At 70.9% G+C, this 17,240-nt stretch carries 14 protein-coding genes; 4 read left to right on the forward strand and 10 right to left on the reverse strand.

Going from position 1 to position 17,240, the window contains the following annotated elements:
- The first annotated feature begins 151 nt into the window (after positions 1–151).
- Both AB0I71_RS14650 and AB0I71_RS14655 read left to right on the forward strand, forming a co-directional pair.
- On the forward strand, positions 152–919 hold the full coding sequence (locus tag AB0I71_RS14650; RefSeq protein ID WP_357584644.1) for an ABC transporter ATP-binding protein: 768 nt from the start codon (positions 152–154) through the stop codon (positions 917–919).
- Positions 919–3,468: an FtsX-like permease family protein gene (locus tag AB0I71_RS14655; RefSeq protein ID WP_357584646.1), complete on the forward strand. Its 2,550-nt coding sequence runs from the start codon at positions 919–921 to the stop codon at positions 3,466–3,468. Before AB0I71_RS14650 ends, AB0I71_RS14655 begins: the two co-directional genes overlap by 1 nt.
- 103 nt (positions 3,469–3,571) lie before the next feature.
- Here AB0I71_RS14655 and AB0I71_RS14660 read toward each other — a convergent pair whose 3' ends face one another.
- Positions 3,572–4,219 carry an HAD family phosphatase gene (locus tag AB0I71_RS14660; protein WP_357584718.1) on the reverse strand — a complete coding sequence of 216 codons (648 nt, stop codon included), beginning with the start codon at positions 4,217–4,219 and terminating at the stop codon, positions 3,572–3,574.
- A 101-nt stretch (positions 4,220–4,320) separates the two neighbouring features.
- A complete protein-coding gene (locus AB0I71_RS14665) occupies positions 4,321–5,091 on the reverse strand; it encodes a neutral zinc metallopeptidase (protein ID WP_357584720.1) in 771 nt (256 codons plus the stop codon).
- 238 nt (positions 5,092–5,329) lie between these two features.
- On the opposite strand from AB0I71_RS14665, the gene AB0I71_RS14670 reads away from it, so the two are divergent.
- Together AB0I71_RS14670 and AB0I71_RS14675 are read left to right on the forward strand one after the other, a co-directional pair.
- Positions 5,330–5,719 (forward strand): YciI family protein, encoded by a 390-nt coding sequence (locus AB0I71_RS14670; RefSeq protein ID WP_357584722.1) that lies wholly within the window; start codon positions 5,330–5,332, stop codon positions 5,717–5,719.
- Positions 5,719–6,957, forward strand: coding sequence for a sigma-70 family RNA polymerase sigma factor (locus AB0I71_RS14675; protein ID WP_357584648.1), 1,239 nt, complete (start codon positions 5,719–5,721; stop codon positions 6,955–6,957). Before AB0I71_RS14670 ends, AB0I71_RS14675 begins: the two co-directional genes overlap by 1 nt.
- Before the next feature lie 25 nt (positions 6,958–6,982).
- On the opposite strand, the gene AB0I71_RS14680 is transcribed toward AB0I71_RS14675, so the two are convergent.
- The 8 genes from AB0I71_RS14680 to AB0I71_RS14715 all read right to left on the reverse strand — a co-directional run bounded on the left by AB0I71_RS14680 (position 6,983) and on the right by AB0I71_RS14715 (position 17,230).
- Positions 6,983–7,822 (reverse strand): methyltransferase domain-containing protein, encoded by an 840-nt coding sequence (locus tag AB0I71_RS14680; protein WP_357584650.1) that lies wholly within the window; start codon positions 7,820–7,822, stop codon positions 6,983–6,985.
- A gap of 253 nt (positions 7,823–8,075) precedes the next feature.
- Entirely contained in the window at positions 8,076–9,083 is a 1,008-nt protein-coding gene (locus tag AB0I71_RS14685) for a 1-aminocyclopropane-1-carboxylate deaminase (protein WP_357584652.1), read from the reverse strand.
- Positions 9,084–9,232: 149 nt separating this feature from the next.
- Positions 9,233–9,865, reverse strand: coding sequence for an HNH endonuclease family protein (locus AB0I71_RS14690; protein ID WP_357584654.1), 633 nt, complete (start codon positions 9,863–9,865; stop codon positions 9,233–9,235).
- Positions 9,866–10,018: 153 nt separating this feature from the next.
- On the reverse strand, positions 10,019–12,412 hold the full coding sequence (locus AB0I71_RS14695; protein WP_357584656.1) for a hypothetical protein: 2,394 nt from the start codon (positions 12,410–12,412) through the stop codon (positions 10,019–10,021).
- Positions 12,412–13,419: an NUDIX hydrolase gene (locus AB0I71_RS14700; protein ID WP_357584658.1), complete on the reverse strand. Its 1,008-nt coding sequence runs from the start codon at positions 13,417–13,419 to the stop codon at positions 12,412–12,414. The genes AB0I71_RS14695 and AB0I71_RS14700 overlap by 1 nt, the downstream gene beginning before the upstream one ends.
- The gene (locus tag AB0I71_RS14705; protein WP_357584660.1) at positions 13,416–15,257 is read right to left on the reverse strand and encodes a hypothetical protein; all 1,842 of its coding nucleotides are present in this window, start codon (positions 15,255–15,257) and stop codon (positions 13,416–13,418) included. Before AB0I71_RS14705 ends, AB0I71_RS14700 begins: the two co-directional genes overlap by 4 nt.
- A complete protein-coding gene (locus AB0I71_RS14710) occupies positions 15,250–16,434 on the reverse strand; it encodes a hypothetical protein (RefSeq protein ID WP_357584662.1) in 1,185 nt (394 codons plus the stop codon). Before AB0I71_RS14710 ends, AB0I71_RS14705 begins: the two co-directional genes overlap by 8 nt.
- 121 nt (positions 16,435–16,555) lie before the next feature.
- Complete coding sequence (locus tag AB0I71_RS14715; protein ID WP_357584664.1) at positions 16,556–17,230, reverse strand: response regulator transcription factor; 675 nt, start codon at positions 17,228–17,230, stop codon at positions 16,556–16,558.
- Between the last annotated feature and the right edge of the window lie 10 nt (positions 17,231–17,240).

The raw sequence follows: 17,240 nt of genomic DNA on the forward strand, positions 1-17,240 counted from the left end.
AACCCTGACTTCGGTTGGGGGGTACCCGCAGCCGAAAATCCGCTCCGGCTCCGCCCGGAGTCGGACGGATCGGCGGTGGGCAGCACAGATGATGGACTCGCACCGGACCAGCGGGGGCGGTGCGACCAGACGCGACGGAGAGGTACGTGACGTGACCGCTACCACAGGCCAGTCGGCATCGGCCGCAGCCCGGGCGAGCGACGTGTGGAAGGTGTACGGCAGCGGCGAGGCTCAGGTCATCGCTCTGCGGGGGGTCAGCGCGGACTTTGAGCGCGGCCGGTTCACGGCGATCATGGGCCCGTCGGGTTCCGGCAAGTCGACGCTGATGCACTGCCTGGCCGGGTTGGACTCGGTCACCCGGGGGACCGTGGAGATCGGCGAGACCACCGTCACCGGGCTCGGTGACGCGGGTCTGACGAAGCTGCGCCGCGACAAGGTCGGCTTCATCTTCCAGCAGTTCAACCTGCTGCCGACGTTGACCGCCAAGGAGAACATCCTGCTCCCACTGTCGATCGCCGGGCGCAAGCCGGACCCGGCCTGGTACGACGTCGTGATCGACACGGTGGGTCTGCGGGACCGGTTGGGGCACCGGCCGGCGCAGTTGTCCGGCGGTCAGCAGCAGCGGGTGGCGTGCGCCCGCGCCCTGGTTGCCCGTCCCGAGGTGATCTTCGCGGACGAGCCGACCGGTAACCTCGACTCGCGTTCCGGCGCGGAGGTGTTGAACTTCCTGCGCAACTCGGTACGCCAGCACGGGCAGACGATCGTCATGGTCACCCACGATCCGACGGCCGCCGCGTACGCCGACCGGGTGGTGTTCCTCGCCGACGGGCAGATCGTCTCGGAGTTGATCGAGCCGACCGCCGACACGGTGCTGGACACGATGAAGAAGCTGGACACGCCCGCCGAGGTGGCCGGCTGATGTTCCGGGCAACCCTGAAGAGTCTGCTGGCCCGCAAGGTCCGGTTGATCCTGTCCGGCCTGGCCGTGGTGCTCGGCGTCATGTTCGTCTCCGGTGCCTTCGTCCTCACCGACACCCTGGGCCGCTCCTTCGATTCGCTGTTCGCCGACGCGTACGCCGAGGTCGACGTCAACGTGGCGGCCAAGCCGAGGCTGGAACTCGGTGAGATGGAGGGCGAGCAGCTCGCCACTCCGTTCCCGGCCACCGTCCTGGAGACGGTGCGCGAGGTGGACGGCGTGGCTGAGGCCACCGGTGTCGTCGCCGCCGACGGGGCCCGGCTGATCGGCAGCAACGGCAAGGCCGTCACCTCGTTCGGACCGCCGCAGTTGGGCGGGAACTGGACCGGTGAGAGCGACCTGGTGCGGCTGCGGGAGGGCCGGGAGCCGCAGGCCGACGACGAGATCGTGATCAACAAGGGGTTGGCGGACGCCGGCCGGGTGGCGCTCGGCGACCGGGTGGGGGTGCTCACCCTGGAGCCGCGCAAGGACTTCACGATCGTCGGCATCTTCGGCTACAGCGGTGACCGGGACTCCCTCGGTGGCGCCAACGAGGTCATGTTCACCACGCCCGTGGCGCAGCAGCTGATGCTCGGCGAGCCGGATGCGTTCAACAACGTCGTGGTCACCGCCGCCTCCGGAGTCTCCGACGACCAGTTGCGCGACGCGGTGGCCGCGGCGGTCGGCGAAGGCTACGTGGTCAAGACCGGCGAGCAGCTCTCCGCCGACGCCGCCGCCGGCCTGAAGGAAGGTCTGTCCTTCTTCAACCGGATCCTGCTCGGCTTCGCCGCGGTGGCTCTGCTCGTCGGTACGTTCCTGATCCTCAACACGTTCTCGATCATCGTGGCGCAGCGCACCCGGGAGCTGGCGTTGCTGCGGGCGGTCGGCGCCAGCGGCAAGCAGATCATCGGTTCGGTGGTGCTGGAGGCGATCGCCGTCGGGTTGATCGCCTCGGTGCTCGGCCTGGCCGCCGGCATCGGCGTCGGCGCGCTGCTGGCGTACCTGTTCGGCAACCTCGCCGGTGGGCTGGCGCTGGCCGGGGTCGGGGTGCCCGCGTCGGCGGTGATCGGCGCGTTCGGTGTCGGTCTGGTGATCACCGTGCTGGCGGCGCTGCTGCCGGCGCTGCGGGCCGCCCGGATCCCGCCGATCGCCGCGATGCAGGACGTGGCCACGCCGGATCGGCCGTTGACGAAGGTGACCGTCGGCGGTGCGCTTGTCACCGCGGTCGGTGCCACGTTGCTCTTCCTCGGCCTGGGCGGGCACGCGGGTGGCAGCACGCTGGCCACCATTCTCGGTGGCGTGCTGTTCTCGTTCATCGGGGTCGCCCTGCTGACGCCGCTGATCAGCCGTCCGGTGGTGGCGGCGCTGGGCACGGTCTTCTCCGGCTGGGTGCCGGGCAAGCTGGGCCGGCTCAACTCCGGTCGCAACCCGCGCCGCACCGCGATCACCGCCGCCGCGCTGATGGTGGGCATCGCGCTGGTCACCGGGATCACGGTGATCCTGGATTCGGCGAAGAGCAGCATCAGCGGCCTGGCACAGGACAGCATCAGCGCCGAGCTGGTGATCGCCGGTGCGCAGTCGGGTCCGCGCCCGCCGACGTTCGACCCGGCGGTGCTGGACGAGGCGAAGGCGATCCCCGGGGTCCGCCTCGTCGACGGCGAGTACGGCGACATGGCGATGGTCGGCGGCCAGACCACCTGGGTCGGTGCCAGCAGCGAGCCGAGCGCGCTGGTGCAGATGTTCGGACTCACCGCCACGGCCGGCGACATTGGTCGGCTCGGACCGGGCCAACTGCTCGTCAGCTCCGACGCGGCGGAGTCGCGTGGCCTTTCGGTCGGCTCCACGGTTCCGGTGCAACTGGCCCGCGGCGAGGAACGCACCTACACGGTCACCGGCATCTACCAGAGCACCCCGCTGTTCGGCGGCGTGACGCTGCCGGCCGAAGCGGCGCGTGACTTCGCCATCCCGCAGCCCATCCAGGGCTACATCCAGCTGGAGCCGGGGGTCCGGGCGGCCGACGTGCTGCCCCAGGTGGAGGCGCTGCTGGCGAACAGCCCGGAGGTGTCGGTGGCCGACCGGGACGCGTTCATCGAGCAGCAGGCCGGTCAACTCGACGGGCTGCTCCAGATGATCCAGATCCTGTTGGCGCTGGCCATCGTGATCGCGGTGCTCGGCATCATCAACACCCTCGCCCTGTCGGTGTTGGAGCGGACCCGGGAGCTGGGTCTGCTGCGCGCCATCGGTCTGCGCCGGTCGCAGACCATGGGGATGATCACCGTGGAGGCGGTGGTGATCTCGGTGTTCGGCGCGCTGCTCGGCGTCGTGGTCGGTGCCGGCCTGGGTGCCGCGGTGGTGGAGGCCCTGCGCGACGAGGGCATCACCAAGCTGGTCCTGCCGTGGGGCCAGATGGGTGTCTTCCTCGGCCTGGCCGCGATCATCGGGGTGGTCGCGGCGGTGCTACCGGCGATCCGGGCCGCCCGGATCAACGTGCTGGGCGCCATCGCGCACGACTGAGGCACCGCAGCGACGGCCCCTGTCACCGGTCGGTGGCAGGGGCCGTTCGCTGCGCGTCCAGTGGCTCAGCCGGGGCGGACCGCGCCGGTGGGCGGGGGCGGTGTCAGGCGGGGGTCCGGCGCAGCAGTCCGGCCAGCAGTTCCAGGTCCGCCGACAGCAGGCTGTCCAGCTGGTGTACGCCGTCGGCGGGCACCAGCGGCACCTCGGCGGGTACGGCAAGCACCGCGGCCCCGGCGGCGACCGCACTTGCCACCCCGGTCGCCGAGTCCTCGATCGCCACGCACCTGTCGATCGGCACCCCGAGCAGCCGGGCGGCCGTCAGGTACGGCTCCGGGTGCGGCTTGGTCGAGTCGACCTCGTCGCCGCAGACCACCACGTCGAAGCTGTCGCGACCGAGGGTGTCCAGGGCGATCTCGACAAGCGCCCGGCCGCTGGAGGTGACCAGGGCGGTGGGGATCCGCGCCTGCCGGACCGCGCCGAGCAGCGCCAGTGCCCCGGGACGCCACTGCAGCCCGGTGCGGAACAGCTCCAGGATCCGCACGTTGATCCACTCCGCGCTGGCCTGCGGATCCCGGTGCGGCTGTCCCAGGTCGTCGTGCAGGATGCGCATCGAGTCGGCCATGCCCGTGCCGACGATCGCCCGGCGGGCGTCGGCCGACAGGGTGCCGCCGTAGCGGTGGGCGAGTTCGGCCAACGCGACGTCCCACAACCGTTCGCTGTCGACCAGGGTGCCGTCCATGTCGAAGAGCACGGCGGCTGGACTCGTGCTGCTCACCGGATCCTCCTCGGGCTCGGCTAACCGGTGAATCCTGCCAGCCGGTGGTGGCCCGACGCCCGGCGCAGTGACCTTTCTCAACCGAGGTCGCAGGCGGACAGGGACCGCTCGTAGCCGCGGAAGAACGCCTCGGCCCGCTGCTCGGGGGTGCCGTGCGAGCCCTCGGCGAACCACGGTTGGCCGGGGTCGTCGCCGACGGCCAGCAACCCTTCGTTGAACTCGTCGAGGTCACCTTCCTCAAGGGTGAGCCGGCCGGCCCGTACCGAGTCGCCGAGGAAGGCCCCGGCCATGCAGTCGGCCTGCAACTCCTGCTGGATGGTGAAGTTGTAGCGGATGCCCAGCCGGGTCTGGATGCCGTGCGCGTACTCGTGGCCGAGCAGGTAGAACACGAAGGCGTCACCGATCTGCCGGAAGGCACCGAAGGACCAGTTGATGTCGTACGCGATGTAGTCGCTGACGGTGCAGTAGACGGCGTTGTTGCGGGGCACCTCCTGTCCACCGCAGGAGACCTCACCGTCGCGCTGGTACGGGATGACCCGCCGGATCGGCCGGAAGGACTGCCCCGACGCCTCGAACTGGTCGGCCCAGTACAACTCGGCGAGCCGCTGCGCGTCGGCCACGTCCTGCCGGAACTCCTCCACCGTGTCGGTGCCGTCGGCGCGGGTCACCTCGGCGGTCGGTTCGGCCGGCTCCCGCTGCCCGGTCGGGTCCGCCGGCCCACCCACCGGCTCCACCATGCAGGCGGCCGCCGCCACCAACGCCACCGCCAGGCCGGCGAGCCTCCCCCGGCGTCGCCCTCGCCCACCTGCCGCCACCGTGCTCCTCCCGCCTCGACGTCGCCGGTCCAGTACCCCGACGGTACGACCGTCACGCCCGTTGCCGTCAGGTACGCCTTACCGCCCCCTCCGGTTCAGTTGCCGGCCGAAGCCTGTGTCTCGGCTGGCTACCGGCAGGCCCGCTCGAACAGGCTCTAGGGTCGACATCGGGTCGGTGGTCCGTGTCCGGAACGGACGTCCGGCTCCGACGTCCCTGATGAACCGGCACCGGGATGGTGGCGGACGTGAGAGGGAGACACCCGTGAAATACATGATCATGTTGTACGGCTCGCAGCGGGACTACGACGCGATGGCCGGGCAGAGCTCCGACCGGCCGGCGATGTCGGCCGAGCAGGTGGCCGCGATGCACGCACACATGGGCAAGGTGCACCAGGACCTGGCCGACGCCGGTGAGCTGGTGGACGCCCAGGGCCTGACCGCGCCGGTGCACGCCCGCCGGGTCCAGCTGCGCGAGGGCGCTCCCATGGTCACCGACGGGCCGTACCCGGAGACGCAGGAGGTTCTCGCCGGGTACACGGTGGTGGAGTGCGCCAGCTTCGACCGGGCCGCCGAGATCGCCGCCACCCTGGTCAACCCCGACAATCCCGGGGAGTACGTCGATGTCCGCCCGATCGCCGAAGGTATCGACGACCTCGCCTGATGGATGAACCGACTGTCGAGGACCTGCTGCGCCGGCTGGCACCGCAGGTCCTCGGCGCGCTCGTGCGCCGCTACGGGCATTTCGACACCGCCGAGGACGCCACCCAGGAGGCGCTGATCGCCGCGGCCACCGGCTGGCCCCGCGACGGCGTGCCGGAGAACCCCCGCGGCTGGTTGACCACGGTGGCGTCCCGGCGACTGACCGACCTGCTCCGCGCCGAGCAGGCGCGACGGCACCGGGAGGACGTCGTCGGCCGGCGGGTGCTGGCCGAGTGGCGGCTACCGCCCGCCGCTGACCGGACGGCGGACTCCGACGACACGCTGATCCTGCTGTTCCTGTGCTGCCATCCGTCGCTGCCCCCGGCCACGCAGATCGCGTTGACGCTGCGGGCGGTGGGCGGGTTGAGCACGGCCGAGGTGGCCCGGGCGTTTCTGGTGCCGGAGCAGACGATGACCCGGCGGATCACCCGGGGCAAGCAGCGGATCCGGGACAGCGGTCTGCCGTTCGCGATGCCCGCGCCGGCCGAGGTTCCGGCGCGCCTCACGGCCGTGCTCCGGGTGCTCTACCTGATCTTCAACGAGGGGTACGCGAGCACCTTCGGGCCTGGGCTGCTCCGTGCCGACCTGTGCGCGGAGGCGATCCGGCTGACCCGGCTGCTGAGCCGGATGCTGCCCGACGCTGCGGAGGTGCTCGGTCTGCTGGCGTTGCTGCTGCTCACCGACGCTCGCGCGCCGGCACGCACCGGGCCGCACGGCGAACTGGTGCCGATGGGCGAGCAGGACCGTTCCCGCTGGCGTGCCGATCAGATAGCCGAGGGCACGTCGCTTGTGGTCGAGGCGCTGCACCGGGGGAAGCCCGGGCCGTACCAGGTCCAGGCCGCCATCGCCGCTCTGCACGACGAGGCACCCGGCCCCGACGAGACCGACTGGCCGCAGATCGCGGCGCTGTACGAGGTACTGACGGAGATGGACGCCAATCCCCTGGTCGCGCTGAACCATGCCGTCGCGGTGGCCATGGCCGATGGTCCCGAGGCGGGACTGGCGCTTGTCGACAAGGTGGCCGCCGACGGGCGGCTGGCCCGGGATCCGAGGTTGCCCGCGGTACGCGCGCACCTGCTGGAGCGGCGCGGCGACCCGGCGGCGGCCCGCGCCGAGTACCGGACGGCCGCCGCACAGGCCACCAACCTGGCGCAGCAGCGTTACCTCAACGCCCGTGCCGACCGCCTCACCGGCGGCTGAGCGTCAGGAGCCGTGACGGGACAGGTCAGGCGTCCGGCCGGTCGGCGGGCACCGCGACGGTGATTCGGATCTCGGTGGTCAGGCGGAGCCCGCCGCCGGGAGTGCCGGCGGCGGCCAGCGCCTCGGCGGCGTCGGCGGTCGCGGCGGGCAGCCGGTCCGTCGGCAGGTGTCGCAGCAGGGCCCGGCCGCCGTGGGACCACATCCATCGCATCCAGTGGTCGACGTCGTCGAACCGGCTCTCGACCCGGTGCTCGACGATCGAGGTGACGGCGAGGCCCGCGCCGTCCATGGTGGCGGTGATCGCCTGCTCGTCGGCGAACGGACCCGCCGGGCGGGTGGGGCGTTGCTGGTCCGTCGGCAGGTGCGCGGCGAGAGCGTCCGTGGCGGCGACGAAGGCCGGATCCTGGACGCCGAAGGTGCTGACCACCAGGCGGCCGGACGGCCGCAGCAGCCGAGCGTACGCCCGCAGTGCCTGCTGGGGCTCGGGGAGCAGGAAGACGACCAGCCCGGCCAGGACGGCGTCGAAGCTGCGGGGCGGGAAGTCCGGCTGCTGGGCGTCGTCGACCCGGACGTCGACGTGGGTCAGGCCGGCGCGGGTGACGTCCTCGGCGGTGAGGGCGACCATGGCGGGAGCGAGGTCGATGCCGGTGACGTGCCCGGTCGGCCCGGTGGCGTGCGCGGCCGGGAAGAGGACCGCGCCGCGGCCGCACCCGACGTCGAGGACGCGCTCACCCGGCTGGATGGCGGCCCGCCGGACGAGTTCGGCGCCGAACGGGCCGAAGAAGGAGACGCCGGTGCGGTCGTAGCTCGGCGCGGCCTGTTCGAACACCTCGGCGGCCCCGCTGGGCCGGGCGCTGCCGGTCATCGTTGCCGCCCTCCATCAAGTCGGAGATGAAAATCCTAACCGGCAGGGCTGCCAGCCGGGGCCCCTGTCGGTTAGGCCCTGTGTCGAAGTCCTCGGTCGAGCCGAGGCGGAGTCCAGGCGGTGATCCGGCAAGGCGGGGATTGGTCCGGATACCGGTGTTGTATCCGGACCAATCCCCAACGCGGCCGGTCATCGCGTGGGCCCGCCGTAGGCCGGCCAGGGACTTCGACACAGGGCCTAACGCTGCGCACGGTCAGGCGAACAGCGTGTGGTAGGCGTTCAGGGCGGGTTGGCCGCCCAGATGGGCGTAGAGGACGTTCGCGTCGGCGGGGATGTCCCGGGTACGGACGAGGTCGATGAGTGCCGCCATCGACTTGCCCTCGTACACCGGGTCGATGATCATGCCTTCCAGTTCGCCGGTGAGCCGGATCGCGTCCAGGGTGGACCGTACCGGGATGCCGTACCGGTCCCCCGCCCAGCCCGCCAGGACGGTGATCTCGTCGTCGCGCAGGTCCCGCCGCAGCCCGATGAGTTCGGCGGTGTTGCGGGCGATCTTCTCCACCTGGGCTCGGGTCTCGTCGAGCTTCGCCGAGGCATCGATGCCGAGCACCCGGCGGGGCCGGTCCTGGCCGGCGAAGCCGGCGATCATCCCCGCCTGGGTACTGCCGGTGACGCTGCACACCACGATGGTGTCGAAGAAGATCCCCAACTCCCGCTCCTGCTGCTGGACCTCGTCGGCCCAGTTGGCGAAGCCGAGTCCGCCCAGCGGGTGGTCGGACGCTCCGGCGGGGATCGCGTACGGCACGCCACCGCCCGCCCGGACCTCCGCCAGCGCCCGCTGCCAACTCTCCTTGACGCCGATGCCGAACCCGTCCCGTTCAAGGCGCACCTCGGCGCCCATGACGCGCGACAGCAGGATGTTGCCGACCTTGTCGTTGACCGGGTCGGGCCAGTCCACCCAGCTCTCCTGGACCAGCACTGCCTTCAGGCCGGCCCGGGCCGCGACGGCGGCCACCTGCCGGGTGTGGTTGGACTGCACGCCGCCGATGCTGACCAGGGTGTCCGCGCCGTGGGCCAGGGCGTCGGGCAGCAGGTACTCCAGCTTGCGGGTCTTGTTTCCGCCGAAGGCCAGACCGCTGTTGCAGTCCTCCCGCTTGGCCCAGATGCGGGCACCGCCCAGGTGGCGACTCAGCCGGTCCAGCGGGTGGACCGGGCTGGGGCCGAAGAGCAACGGGTAACGGTCGAACGCGTCAAGAGGCATGCGATATATTGCACGTTGCATGCCATCGGGTGTCAAGCCCTCGTCGCGTACGGGTGGGCGGCCCGACGCGGTACGGCGACAGCAACGGGGGCGTGACGTCCTTCGACGTCACGCCCCCGGTCACCGGTGCCGCCCTGGCGGGCGGGAACTCAGCAGGTGCTGAGCATGGTGTTCAGCGCCGACTTCTCCGCACTGTTGACGGTGAGGCCGTAGTACCACTTCACCTGGATCCAGGCCCGGGCGTAGGTGCAGTGGAACGCCGCGCGCGGCGGCTTCCAGGCGGCCGGGTCCTTGTCACCCTTCGACGAGTTGACGGTGCCGGTGACCGCCCACAGTTCCGGCCCGCCCAGGTCGTTGGCGTAGGTCTGACGCCGCGCCGTGGTCCAGGACCACGCACCGGACCGCCACGCCTCGGCGAGCGGCACCACGTGGTCGATGGAGATCTCGGACGGATTCGTACGGGTCACCCCGTCGTACGGGCTGTACCAGGACCCGGACGTCGGGTAGCAGCTGGCGTCGACGACGACGTTGCTGCCGTCGCGCTTGAGCACCTGCTCCCGGGTGTTGCAGGTGCCGGTGACCGTGATCCAGTGCGGGAACAGGTCGCGGCTGTAGCTGGACTGGTGGGACTCGGCCGCCACGGTGAGCGAGTTCAGCCGGCTCACCGCCGTGCTGTACGACGGGATGTTCGGCGGCGTGGCGTGCGCCGCGGACGGGACGGATACGACCGACAGGACGAGGGCGATCACCGAGACGATGGCGACCTTGCGTATGTGAGCCACGGGGGCGACTCCTGACTGTCTCCTGCAACGGCGGGTGGGGGAACCCGACTTGGGGGCGCGGCAGGGACATCAGGCATTCTCGCAAATATCACGATCAATAAATGTCATCGCGCCGGAAGCCCCGTGAACGGCGCGTGAAGACCGTCCGGCAGCTCACTCCGGCAGGTACTCGTGCTCCAGGAAATCCTTGAGACAGGCGGCCGCGTGCCCGGCGGCCAGGAAGAGGTCGGCTGCCGAGCCGGAGCGGGCCACATCCCCCGCCACCACTCCCCGGAAGACGGCCCAGAGTCGTCGCTCGTTCCAGAGGCCGAACTCGTACGATTCCGTGTCCAGCGCCGCCAGGCGCCCGTCCTGGTCGCGTAGCTCCGCCAGGGCTTCCTCGGTCATCAGCTCCGGCGGACCGCTGGCCACCGCACCGTCGAAGTCGATCTCAGGGCGAGGGGCGGTCGGCAGGACCGGTAGATCCTCGGCCCGGGCCGACTTGCGGAAGTCGGCCGCGAGATCCTGGAACCGGGTGTTGACCCGACGGTAGTAGGCCAACAGGGTCCGCACATGGTCGGGGACCCACAGCTCCGGCACCCGGGTCACCATCTCCCCCGACTCCAGCAGCTCGTAGTGGCCGACCCAGCGGGGCACCACGACGTCGCCCGGTCCGGCGCCGTCCCCCCTGGCCGTGCCGACCAGGAAGAACGCCGAGGGATTGAACCGCCGCGCGATCCTGCCGACAGTGGGTGCCCGGCCGGGCGTCAGGCGCTCCGGTGACCGGGCCAGGTAGACCGAGAGCGGCCGACCGGCCCGCTCCGCCGACACCTCGATCCATCGGCCGGTCTCCGACGCACTGCTCGTCGACACCAACTCCGGCACGAACACCTGGAGTGCCGCACGGTACTCCGCCGGGTGCGAGGTCAGCACCGCCACGTCGGCCCGTTTCGCCAACTCCGCCGATGTCGCGCCGGGTACGCCGCGACGTGTCGGTCTGGCGGTGGCACCGGTCTTGTCCTCCGTGGAGGGTTGGTGGACCGGAGGCCGCCTGGGCACCGGCGGCGCGGTCGGATCCTGTTCATGGTCGTCGCCGAGCGTGGACTGCGGCGAGAACGCCTGCATGGCCTGCACCGAGAGCCGGGCGTGCTCCGCCTCGGTCAGCAGCGGGGCCCGGGCACCGAAGTCGAGCAGGAGCAGATGGACCTGCTCCGGGGTCAGCCCACGCGGATCGCGGGCCCGCAGCACGAGATGCTGCACGATCGCCTCGCACGACTCGCGGGCCGCCTCGACCTCGTCCATCCCGACGGGGTCCGCCGGCTTCACCGTCGATGGCCGACGCAGGTCGCCGGCCGGCTGGGGCGTCCCGACGACCACCGGCGTCGCCGACTGCGACCTGGTCCGCCACAGGTACTCCTCCAGCGCGGCCGCGGCGAGGGTGAAGAACCAGCCCCGGGCCTGGTCCTCGTCGGGCATCCGCAGGTCCCGGTCGGCGAAGAGCAGTGCGCAGCCGGCCAACGACAACAGGGTCTGCAGCCGCCACCGTTCACCGAAGCCCTGGCTGGCGGCGATGGCCCGACCCGCCTCGTGGACGGCCGCGCTGACCCCCGCGTGCCCGAGCAGCTCGGGCCGGGGGCCGGTGGCTGAGGCGGTACGCAGCAGGGCACGGATCAACTCGGTGCCGGTCTCGCCCTCGATCCGGGTGGAGGTCCTGAGCCAGTGCGCCGCCATGGAGAGCAGCAGGTGCATCGGATCGCGGGTCAACGGCCCGTCGCTGTGGTAGCCGCCGAGGTCGATCAGCTGGTACCCGTTGCCGTCGAGGGTGGGTTCCGTCGGCACCAGGATGTTGCCGATGTTCAGGTCGCCGTGGGTACGGCCGGTCAGCAGCGACAGCCCCTCGCCACTTCGTGGCGCGGAGCCGGCGAGGAAGGCGAGCGGATTGGGCAGCTCCGAGCGCCACCAGTCCACCTGGACCCGCGCCGGCCCGGCGGGCACGCCCGCCCGCTTGGCCCAGGCCCGCAGGCGCGCACCGGGAGCCCCCCGACGTTCCGGCCGTCCTTCGAGGAGCTCGGTCAGGTAGCCACCGACCGTGGTGTCGCGCTGCTGGCTGGACGGTGGTGGCTGGTTCCACTCGTGCACCACGGACTGCACGATGGTCCGCAGGTGAGCGGGAAACTCCGGTTGCGCCATCACCTCGGTCAGTGGCGGGCAGGCCAGCAGGTCGCCGGCGGCGACGTCGAACACGGCGACCCAGCTGTCACCGAGCGACTCCAGCTGGGCGACCGGCAGATGGCGGCGGACGAAGGTCGGCGGTGAGTCGACGTACGCCTGTTGTGCCCGCTCGATCTCGCCGGTCTGGCTGGCATAGAAGCGCAGGAACCGTTGCCGGTCACGCTTGGCTGGCTCCCGCCACACCACGAGCGCTATGGGTGTGCCGCTGAAGCCGCCCTGCTGATAGCGCACGATCTCGACGGAGACCCGCTTGACCACGGCCCACCGTTCGAAGGCGGCCGCCTGCTCGGGCGGAACCCGGCTCCAGTCCCCGGTCAGCTCCGGCTCGTCAGGCATCAGCCGACTCCCCACTCGACGACCAGCTGGGCGATCGCGACGACGATCCCGACGACGCTCAGCACGACGCCCAGCGCCTCCCAGGGCTTCTCCCTGATCAGGACGGCGGTCGACAGACGCCGGCCCAGCATCAGCCCGGGCGCCAGCTGGCCCAGCCCGCCGGGCAGGCCCGCGACGAGCCGCCGCAGGCCGGTCGTGTTGACGCCGCTGCCCTTGACCAACCGTCCCTCGTCCAGCAGGGCCCGCTCGGTGACCCAATGCCCGTCCGGTCCGGCCTTGAGATCACGGCGGGTGGACGTCAACTGGACGAAGTGCATCTGGTACCTGGTGACGGCACCGTAGGTGCGCGACTGCTGGACCACCTCGACCTCGCCCAACTCGACAAGGCGGTCCCGCCGGGCGTCGAAGGTGAACCCGGGCAGTTCCTCCTCCAGCTCCCGGACCGCCGCGGCCAGCGGGTCACGGTCGTCGGAACGCAGGTGACCACCGGGCAGCTGGTACTGCCGGGCCGCCCGGTCGTAGATCATCAGGTAGCGCGGGCCGAGCAGTCGCAGGCGCGTCTTGATCAGCACCTGGACCACCCGCCCGGATCGCAGCGGCGACGCCTGCGGGTCGAGACCGAGCCGGCGATGCTCGATCACGTACAGGAACTGCGCACCGGCCAGCACCTGCTGCGGCTGGTACGGCGGCTCCGCGGTGCCCGGTCGCGCCCAGTTGTCGATGACCGGTGTGCCGCTGCGCAGGTAGGCGGCGAGGCTCTTGAGGAACAGGGCCGCCGCCGGGCTCGCCGCCTTCACCGTCTGCCGACCGGTGGCCGGATCCTCGGTCAACACCACGGCACCGGAGAGCCGCAGGAAACCGGCGACCACCTCCGCCGCCGCCGGCGCGCCCGCGCCGTCGAAACCGGCGGCCGCACAGAGCTGACCGGTTGCGACCGCGCCCTCGTCGTGGTCGGGTACGCCCTCCAGCACCCGGGCCAGCCGGTCGGGCAGTTCATCGGAGTTCATCGGCCACCGGCGGCGTCAGCGGCGTCCAGCACGGACAGACGCGGGGACGGTATCTCGTAGAGCGGGCGGATGGGCACCTCCGGGCCGCCGGCCAGCCGTAACGCCGAACCGGGATTGCGGTTGATCACGGGAAGATAGGCCAGCGCCGTGATCCCGAACCGGCGGAGGATCTTCAGCATCGACAGCGCCGTCGTGTTCGAGCCGTTGAACTCGTCGATGATGGCGACGGCGTACGAGTCGCGCTCGGCGAGCAGGCTGAGCTGGCGGCCCCAGCCCATGTCCTGCTCGGCGAGCCGGCTGAGCTGACGACCCCAACCCAGCTCCGCGTGCCGGTCGACCTCCGAGAAGTCGTCCCGCTCCGCCGCCCAGAGGATCCTGCGGGGGATCTTGACCGCGACCGGGCGAGCGCCTCGGCGGGCCTTGAGCTGGTCGGTGAGCGTGTTCATGGCCGGCTCCGCCGGACAGACGTAGACCGCCTCCTCGACGCCCGCACCGCCGACGCGGGTCGCCTCCAGCATCTCGTCCAGCTTGTAGGCGATCCAGTCGCCGTACTCCTCGAAGATGCGCGTGAAGTCGGGCACCAGGGAGAACCGCGGCGGCCCCGGAGAAGTCTGGTCCGGGTCGCCGGGGCCGTACTTCTCCGGCACCCACTCGTGGGTCAGCAACATCTCCCACATGTCGTAGGACCGGATCCCGGGTCGGTCCGCCAGCGGATCCGCCGGGTGGATCCCCGCCAGACACTGCTCGCACCTGGTGCGTTCGGTTTTCCGCCGGGCGATCGGGCCGGCGACACCACGGACCCGGTAGGTACGCCGGTCGACCGCCATCGGAAAGGAGTCCCGGGCCTGCCCCAACCGCTCGCGGTCGATGAAGACCGCGATGATTGTGGGTCGGACCACGAGCCCACGCGCACAGAGTCCACCGATCAGCGCCTCGGTTGTCCGTCCGGTGTTGACCACGTCCAACAGCAGCACCGCGTCGCCGGAGGTGGGCAGGTTCGCGAGATCGTCACCGGCGGACACCGGGAAGTGTCTGATCCCCAGGCGTTGCGCCACCTCCGCGCCCACCTCGACGAGCCACGGCGAATGCGCCTGGTGAGAGACGATCATCAGCGGTCCGGCGCTGCCGTTCTGCTCCTCCAGGACGATGTCCTTGGTCAGTTGGCTGACCTCCTGGATGGCGTACGACGCGTCGAAGAAGTACCGGGTGCAGTACTTCTCGCTGGAGCCGAACCGGTAGTGACCCAGTCGGCGCAGAATCTTGCCGCCCAGCCGGTCGTCGATCGGCTGGTTCAACCGCTGGAGCTGCTCGGCGTACTCGGGGTCCGGCGGCTGGATCTGCTCGTCGTCGACCTGCCCGGCCGAGACCCTGACCCGCGAGCCGTCGCCGTACTGGATGATCAGGTGCCCCGGATGATGCGCTCCGACGATGTCACGGAACGCCTGTTGCAGGCCGGTCCCCATCGCCGGCATCAGGACCAGCGCCTCCAGGCCCGGGTTGGTCAGCAACAGGGTGCCGAGCGCCTTGCCGGTGTACGCGGCGACCGTCTGGATGATGAGTTCGTGCGGGCTCAGGGTGAAGTCGACAAGGACCACCGTGCCCTCCACCGGGTCCTCGCTCGTCGGCACGTCGGCGATGATCCGGTCGTACAGCTGCCACGCGGATCGCAACTGCTCGAAGCTGAGGTAGATCGTCTGGCTCGGCTCCGCACTCACCGCGCCCTGGTGGACGTCCGCGACGAGCTCACGGTAGAAGCGCAGCCGCTCGTCGGGTACGTCCTCTGTGGTCGCGCTGCCGAGCCGGATGACCTTCGGAATGATCCGCCAACGTTCAGCCATGGGTCGGCAACCGGGCGACGACGAGGTTGCCACGGATCTTCGGGATACCCAGCCCTTCCCGGAGAGTCACCACGTACTGCGCTGAGGAGTCGGGCTCGTGCTCCGCTTCCACGGTCAACCGGATCGCCCCGACGTAGATGTCGAGTGAGCCTTGGAACACGTCGATCACATGGTGGTAGAGGAAGTAGAGCCCGCAGCCGAGCAGCCGGTCCCGCGACCGGGCGCCGCCGTCGTCCGCCTTGCTGGAGATGCCCGGCAGCAGACTGGCCATGAGCAGATCACGATCGTCGCTGGCGACGTCCGGCTTCCAGTCCGAGGTACGTAGCTCGTCGGCCACCGGCCGGTCGGTTCCCTCGCGACGGATCCGGAAGGTGTCCGTCGCCGGAGCCGCCGCGACCCGGACGTCGCCCCGACTGACCAGGCCCCTGCGCAGGGTGTCGACGATGGAGTCGCCGTCGTCCCACACCGCGATGGTCAGCGCGGCCTGCGGTACGTCGTCGCGCGGCACCACCATGTCGGAGGCGACCACTGCCGTCGACGCGTTCGGGTGTTCCTGGACGTTGGCCAGGATCTCGTGCACCACCACCCGAGCCACGTCCCACTCCGCGGTGCCCTTGAGGTGCCGGCTGAACAGGGCCAGCGCGAGCGGGTCGGTCCAGCGCCCGAGTTCCTCCCGCATCATCGCCGTGCGGGCGTCGGCGTTGTCGAGGCGGTACAGCGACAGCCCGAACACCCGCTTCCTGCGCAGGTGCTGGACGATCTGGTCGCTCGGGTCGCCCGAGGTCCAGGTGCCGGACGCGGCGGGGCCGTGTTCGTGCACCCGCTTGACGTCCTCAAGATGCAGCAGCATCGGCAGGGGCGCCTGGGCGACCTGGCAGGCCGCTTCGAAGAAGCGGTCCCGCCGCAGGACGTCAAGGGCGGCGCTGACGACGGGGAGTCGGAAGCGGGTCAACCGCTCACTTGTGATCCTGGTGCCCATCATCGCCAGCACCCAGAGCAGGGCGACCACGTCGAAGGTCCGGCTGCCACGGAAGTCGATGAGCGTCAGCGCGTCGTCGTCCGACCGGATTCCCCGCTGCCGGAACACGTCCTTGAGATGCTGAAGATCGACAGATTCGCCGAGCGGAATCTCGCGTACGACTGTGGAATTGTCGACGTCGGCTTCCGACGGTTGCATGAACGCTCCGTGAGGTTGGACCGGAATGCATTCACATCGTTGTGGCGACGTCACGTTACGAAACGATCTGGATGATGACAAGCCTGGGGTGAGACGGATTCCGGACAGGCCGGGCGAGGCGCTACGCCGTACGGTCCGGGCCGTTGCGGACGCGGTCGGTTTCGTAGGCCCACATCGCGATCTCCACCCGGTTACGGGCACCGAGCTTGACCATCAGGCTGGCGATGTGGGTCTTCACGGTGCTGAGGCTGATGTGCAGCTCGCCGGCGATCTCGGTGTTGGTGCGACCGCGGGCGACCGCCACGAGCACCTCCTCCTCGCGGAGCGTGAGCGCGTCGACCGGCTGCCGCGGCGGCGCGGCCGGGCCCGCGGCGGCGAAGGCCCGGAGCAGCCGGGTGGTGATGTTCGGCGCGATGAGCGCGTCGCCCGCGGCGGCCGCCCGCACGGCCTGGGTGAGCAGCGCCGTACCGGCATCCTTGAGCAGGAAACCGCGGGCTCCCGCGCGAAGCGCGGCGTAGACGTACTCGTCGAGGTCGAAGGTGGTGATGACGACCACCGCCAAGGGATCGGTCACGGTCGGGCCGGCGAGGCGGCGGGTGGCCTCGATGCCGTCGACGCCGGGCATCCGGATGTCGAACAGGCACACGTCCGGACGTAGCCGCCGGGCGAGTTCGACGGCCCGACGACCGTCCCCCGCCTCGCCCACCACCTCGATGTCCGGCTGAGCGTTGAGGATCATCGTCAGTCCGGTACGGACGATCTCCTGGTCGTCGGCGACGATCACGCGGGTGGCCACCCCACGATTG

The organism is Micromonospora sp. NPDC049891 (assembly GCF_040660295.1).
In the GTDB taxonomy this organism is placed as follows: domain Bacteria; phylum Actinomycetota; class Actinomycetes; order Mycobacteriales; family Micromonosporaceae; genus Micromonospora.